The 6,464-nt window shown below is 35.8% G+C and carries 4 protein-coding genes; 1 reads left to right on the forward strand and 3 read right to left on the reverse strand.

The genetic code is table 11. The annotated features are described in order from the left end of the window. Positions 1 to 502: 502 nt before the first annotated feature. The 3 genes from F6K54_RS38015 to bchM form a co-directional block, all read right to left on the reverse strand. Positions 503 to 2,491, reverse strand: coding sequence for a serine/threonine-protein kinase (locus tag F6K54_RS38015; RefSeq protein WP_366558359.1), 1,989 nt, complete (start codon positions 2,489 to 2,491; stop codon positions 503 to 505). Positions 2,492 to 2,868: 377 nt separating this feature from the next. Continuing rightward, positions 2,869 to 3,249, reverse strand: a complete 381-nt coding sequence (locus tag F6K54_RS38020; protein ID WP_293089242.1) for a DUF423 domain-containing protein — start codon at positions 3,247 to 3,249, stop codon at positions 2,869 to 2,871. 299 nt (positions 3,250 to 3,548) lie between these two features. Further along, positions 3,549 to 4,235 carry a magnesium protoporphyrin IX methyltransferase gene (gene bchM / locus F6K54_RS38025; protein ID WP_293089244.1) on the reverse strand — a complete coding sequence of 229 codons (687 nt, stop codon included), beginning with the start codon at positions 4,233 to 4,235 and terminating at the stop codon, positions 3,549 to 3,551. Positions 4,236 to 4,789: 554 nt separating this feature from the next. Here bchM and F6K54_RS38030 point away from each other — a divergent pair. Then, positions 4,790 to 5,902, forward strand: a complete 1,113-nt coding sequence (locus tag F6K54_RS38030) for a transporter substrate-binding domain-containing protein (protein WP_293089245.1) — start codon at positions 4,790 to 4,792, stop codon at positions 5,900 to 5,902. The last annotated feature ends 562 nt before the right edge of the window (positions 5,903 to 6,464 follow it).

A 6,464-nucleotide genomic window follows, 5' to 3' on the forward strand; every position in this document is an offset into this window, starting at 1 on the left:
AGATTATGATTGTTCTAAACACAGGGGGAGGACATCACCTCTGTATAAACAGCAGTCAGCTTTTTTTTCTGACTGAAGAATCCCGCGTTCGTCATGTCGCGTTAGCGCAACGTCGGGAGTATGTCAAGATTTTCTCGCCTCCTACAGCGGTTTTCCGGTACGATAGACCACAGTAGGGACGTTGCATACAACCTCCCTACAAGGTTTTGATTATGGCGATTTGGTCATCCAGCAAAAGTGAAAAGCGCTTTCATTAATGGATAATGGATAATTGATAATTGATAATTACCTCTGGTTAAAACCGAGAGGATTGAATATAAGGAAATATTTTTTCTTCTCTTGGTCGATTGGATATGGCTCCGAGACCTCGCCATCCCTCGACCGCTTTTTTTCCCCTGAAAAGGGGAGGCTTTAAACCAGAATTATTTAATTATTAATTATTAATTATTCGGTAATTTACCCGTAGCTACTGATAACTGATAACTGATAACTGATAACTGATTCAAGGCATTCGCCAGACTTTAGTAGTTTGATCTACACTTCCACTCACTAAAGTTTTACCATCAGGAGTAATAGCAAGAGAAGTTATTGGTTGAGAATGACCAATAAGTGTTTGTAATTTTTCCTCTGTAATTAGATCCCAAATAGTAATATTTTCACCACCAGCTACTATTTTTTGGTTATCAGGACTGAAAACAATAGATTTGACTGCACCTATATTATTTAGTTGAATTACACTTTCTTTTCGCCCTGTCTGTAAATTCCATAGTCTAATAGTTCCATCTTCACTTCCACTAGCTAAAATTTGATTGTCTGGGCTGACGACGACCGTATTAACTGCCTTGGTATGTCCCTCTAGAGTTTGTCTACGAATACCTGTACTCATGTTCCACAGTCTAATGGTTCCGTCATTACTACCACTAACTAAAATCGTCCCATCTCGGCTAAAAGCTAAAGTATTTACTTCATATTTTTGATCTGGTATTCGGGTAAGTATTCGACTACTTGTTTGAATATTCCAAAACTTCATTAATCGATCGCTGCCAACACTTGCTAATGTCTGTCCATCAGGACTAATTGCCACTGCATTCACTTGGCCTTGATGAGCCAGAATTGTACTTATTAATTTACCTACTCCTAGATCCCAAAATTTGATAGTTTTATCTGCGCTACCACTGACCAAGATTCGACCACTAGGAGTAATTGCGAGAGTAGTTACTGAAGCTGTATGAGCATCTGCAATATTATTTCTTAATTCCCCAGTCTTGAGGTTCCAAATTTTAATTGTATTAGAGCCACCTGTAGCCAGATTTTGACCATCTGGTGTTAGAGCGATCGCATTTACTTCTCCTAAATAACCATTTAAAGTATTTTGCAAAAACCGACTACTATTCAACCCTCGTAACAATAGAATAGGATTTGCAGGAAACATTCTGTAGCGCCAAAAGCCATAAAATTGAGAGGTTGCTACTGCTAATAGCAACATTGTTGATATAGTTATCAGATTATTTTTTAGTTTAATTTTTGACTTATTACGGGATATTTTTGTATCTTTTATTTTTGTCTTAACTTGATATTTAGTTTGAGTTTTTCCGGCTGTTATTTTAGTATTTTCTCTGCCTGGTTGAGTTTGGTTAAGAGGGGAAGAAATTCTAGAACTTTCTGTAGCAGAAGTATCTTCTATATCAATTTCTGCTATACACTGCAAAATCATTGCTGGAGTTTGAGGTCTATTTCCTGGGAAAGGAGCCATCAAATAATCAACTATATCTGCCAGTTTCTTTGATATGTGGGGAGCAGATTTTCGCCATTGTAACTTTCCCGAACGAGGATTTTCTGCAAAGGCTGTCGGAGGCTTACCTGTTAATAAATATACAAAAGTACGTCCTAAAGCAAAAAAGTCTGATTGAGGTACAGCTTTACCATTAGTTTGCTCTGGGGCAGTATATCCTGGTGAGACAATACCTGTAACATTTTGCCCCTGCCCTACTTTAACCAAGTAAGTTTCAGAGACTTCTCTAACAGTACCAAAATCTATCAACACCAATTGGCCATTTGGCCTGCGCATGATGTTGTGGGGCTTAATATCTCTATGAAAATAATTTTGCTGATGAACTCTTTCTAATATTTCCGATAATTGTGTCAGCCAATCTACTGCTTGAGTTTGATTTATTGGCCTATGACGGCGACTTTTCATCCAATCCTGTAAATTTGCACCACCAATAAATTCCATTACAAGGCAGTGTATCGGTTCGTCACTATTTTCTGGGAAAAATGTAAAATAACCATCTTCTTCTATTCTGGGAATCCCAGGGTTTCGTAAACTGATTAGTACTTGTGCTTCTTGCTGAAACAGAGATATAGCTTTGGGATGACTTTTCAGTAATACCTTTAGAACTTTTTCTACACCTCGATCGTCTACTAAATAAGTTTTCCCAAAACCTCCTCCTCCAAGGGGTTTGATGACGCGGTACCTATTTTGCAGCAGCAATTCTGAGCCACATTGACAACAAGTGTGTCTACCAGCATTTAATGGATCAGAGGGATTGGGACAGTTGGGATTAAGGCAGTAACTCACAGAAGCCAGATACCCAGATTTGTATAGCTTTGCTTTACTACACTATAGCTCGAAGTTGTCTTCTTTAAAACTTTTGGCAAAATATTGTTCATTTTTGCTGATTTTTTGACTTGAATATGTTTAATATTTCTATAAATAATCAAAATAATCAATTTTTATCTTTTCAGTGGCGGGTTTAATATCCCACCATTAACGGGGGTGCTGAAAATTGTTTGAGGTTATCAGACATGGAGTGGCGTGTCGAAGACTCTCCATGACTTTTCCCTTATGTCTTCTGCCTTCTGCCTTCTTCAAAGTTTTAAGTTCCAACCAGCGACTGCCATACACCCCCATCCAATAATCAAGGCAATTCCACCTATGGGTGTAATTGCTCCTAATAATTTTATCCCTGTCAGACTTAGAGCATATAAACTTCCAGAAAAAATTGCTATGCCAATAATAAAAGCATAGCCAGCTGCCAACATTAATCCTTGAGGTAACTCTTCAATAGTTAATAAAAAAGCCACCATTAACAGAGCTAAGGAATGATACATTTGTAAACGAGCACCTGTCTGAAAAATATCTAGAGAGTATTGACTAAGCTTTTCTTTCAAAGCATGAGTAGCAAAAGAACCACCGACTACAGACAATCCTCCTAGAATAGATGCTATTACTAAAAAAACTCTAGTCATTAATTTTTTACCCCTATTTAATTATAAAATTAACCCTAATTTTTATCTATTTTTATCTTCACTACTTTTATCTAAGTCTTGATAATATTCCTACTTTAGTTGTTATTTAATATTAAGCATTTGAGCACTTAAGCTATATAGCTTATTTGTAACAGTCATATGGAGAATATAAAACCTAAATAAGTCTTAGCTTAATCCAAGTTTTACTGACAAACTGTAGACAAATTGTAGTTATATTATATTTATTTTCAGTTTCTTGAGTACCCAGTTTCAATATTCTTTAACAATTATTGAACTTACTAACGAGTAGCTTCCAGCAAGCTGGAGTAGTAGAAGCTAGTGCTATTCATTGCTTGTCTTTGGATAGAAAAACCATTGCTTTCTATAATTTTGATAATATCAGCTTCACGATGCTGATAAGCACGAGTTGTTTTACTTGGTCCAGGAAATAACTCGCCTACTTTTTTCAATAAACTTAAAGCTAAAGTTTTTGGTGCAAAGCTAATAATAAATCTAGATTCTGCTAAAGAAATCAAATGATTAATCATATCTGCAACTTTTTCTTGAGGATAATGTATCAGCACATCCAAACAAATAACTGTATGATATTTACCACTTAAAGTTTCTAAATCTTGAGCAACAAAATTAACGTTACCCATACTAATTAAACTAGACTTAGCACGTTGATATGCTTCGGCGATCATCTTTTCTGATATATCACTACCATAGATAACAGCCCCTGCTTTAGCCAAGGGAATACTCAAACTACCAACTCCACAACCTGCATCGCAAATTGATAAACCTGATAAATTCCCATCTTCTTGTAGCCAATTTAGAACATTATCAACGGTTTGTTGATGTCCCTTTCTAATATCTAATTGTACTTTATTGACTTGGCCCTCTCCATAAATTCTTTGCCACCGCTCAAAACCAGTGGAATTAAAATATTTCCGAACAATTATTTTGTCGTCTGTCTTACTTTTCATATTTATCTAATGCTAAAATACTTCTCAAGTGACATACTCCCACACTAATTACAGGAATCAGATGTGGGCTTATCAGCTACTTTTCTATAATAACATTGACTGAGCTACCAATGGATGCCCCACCTCTGTAATTGATTTAAAATTGACTTAATTGTACTTCTTTATATTAATGGTGGAACAAATCTTTGAGCAATACTTGAGCTGATTTCTTGATATTAATTGCAGCATTTAAGTAACGTCCAATTGATAGATTACATTGAGTACGAAAGTTTGTAAACTATCCTAGTCCAAACAAAATAGTCAAGGCAATTTCTAGTTTCTCAAACATACTTTTCGAGAATTATCTTTTCTGTAGCGGGTTTAATACCCCACCGTCTAAACGGTACTGAAAATTGTTTGGAATTTGAATCCATAATCAATTTTCCCTTCTGCCTTCTGCCTTCTTCAAGAATAATTGGCAAAAGTTAGAAAAAACTAGACATCAGAAATTGAGAGGATGGTTTAGACTTAACTCAATTATTATTACCTATCTTAGGGGCAAAAAAATTTTCACCATGAATTTTTTTTCTACAAATATCTTTAAGCAAATAACTAGCAAAGTCCAATTACTAAGTTTACTGTCCATTACCCTAATATCTTTGTTCCCACTATCAGCTAGAGCGACTAAATTACGAGTAGGAGTTGCAGGTTCACCCCCCTTTGTAATTAAGGATGGAGAGTATGGAGATGTTAAAGGTATAAGTATAGACATTTGGCAGGAACTAGCTTCCTTAGAAGGACTAGAATACGAACTTTCTCCACAAGATAGTGTCAGGGATAGTATTGATAGTATCACTAGAGGAGAACTCGATCTTGTTATTGGGCCAATTAGTATAACCTCTGATCGCCTGGAACAAGTGGCTTTCACTCAACCTTACTTTCTGGCCAATATTGGTTTATTAATGAGTGGAGAAAGACCTAAGCTTTGGAGTAGAGTTCAACCTTTCTTTGGCCTTGCTTTTATATCTTCGGTAAGTCTATTAGTTGTTCTCCTATTTACAGTTGGTAATCTTTTGTGGTTAGCAGAAAGACGGCGCAATACTGAACAATTTCCGAAGGACTATTGGCATGGTATTGGTAATGGTATGTGGTTTGCTTTGGTGACTCTAACCACTGTGGGATATGGCGATCGCGCTCCGATTACTAAAACGGGACGTATAATTGCTGGAGTATGGATGATTATAACTATGGTGACAGTTTCTTCTCTCACTGCGGGTATTGCTACAAGTTTAACTCTTTCTCTATCCGATCAAACAGTTTTACAATTTACTGCTCCTGAAGACATTGCAAATTCTAGAATTGCTGTGGTTAGAGGTTCCACTGGTGAGAAATGGGCACAAAGATATGGTGCTCGTATTAGTCAGACTAGCACTTTGCAAGAAGCAATTGATTTGGTGAGGTTAAATGAAGTGGATGGTGTTGTTTTTGATACTCCTGCTCTTAAGTACTATCTACATACTCATCCTAATGAAAACTTGAAATTATCTCCTGTTTCTTTTGCTAATGAAAGTTATGGTTTTATAATATCCCCTGGTAGTTCTTTCTTAGAAGATTTTAATATTAGGATTTTAGAAATGCAGGAAAGTGGCAAAATAAGGGAAATAGAGTCTCAATGGTTATCTTATTGAAAGAAGGAAGAAGGAAGAAGGAAGAAGGAAGAAGGAAGAAGGAAGAAGGAAATAAGAAGGAAAAATATTGCGTTGTCTGAGTTTTAAGCTGTTTATCTGTCCTAACCTTTCCTTCGATTGTTATATTTTTACTTTGATATAGTAGAAACTATCTTAGTAATAATATTTTTGCTAAAAACCCTAAATATTTTGATATAGCAGGGAACAGAGAAGAGTAGGAAAATAATTTCTCTATCTTACGGATCATTATCAACATAAGTCCTAACAAACTTGTTCCTTGCTATAGTTAAAAACGAAAAATTAAGATTTTAAAACGCATTTTACCGAATAATTAATAATTAATAATTAATAATTAAATAATTCTGGTTTAAAGCCTCCTCTTTTAAGGGGAAAAAAAGCGGTCGAGGGATGGCGAGGTCTCGGAGCCATATCCAATCGACCAAGAGAAGAAATAATATTTCCTTATATTCAATTCCGTAGCGGTTTTAACCAGAGGTAATTTTTTCTTAATGCAAAATCCAAAAGATTACACAAGAACGATGATTTTCCTGACCCTGTTGGA

The sequence above is a fragment of the Okeania sp. SIO3B5 genome (assembly GCF_010692555.1).
Lineage (GTDB): Bacteria > Cyanobacteriota > Cyanobacteriia > Cyanobacteriales > Microcoleaceae > Okeania.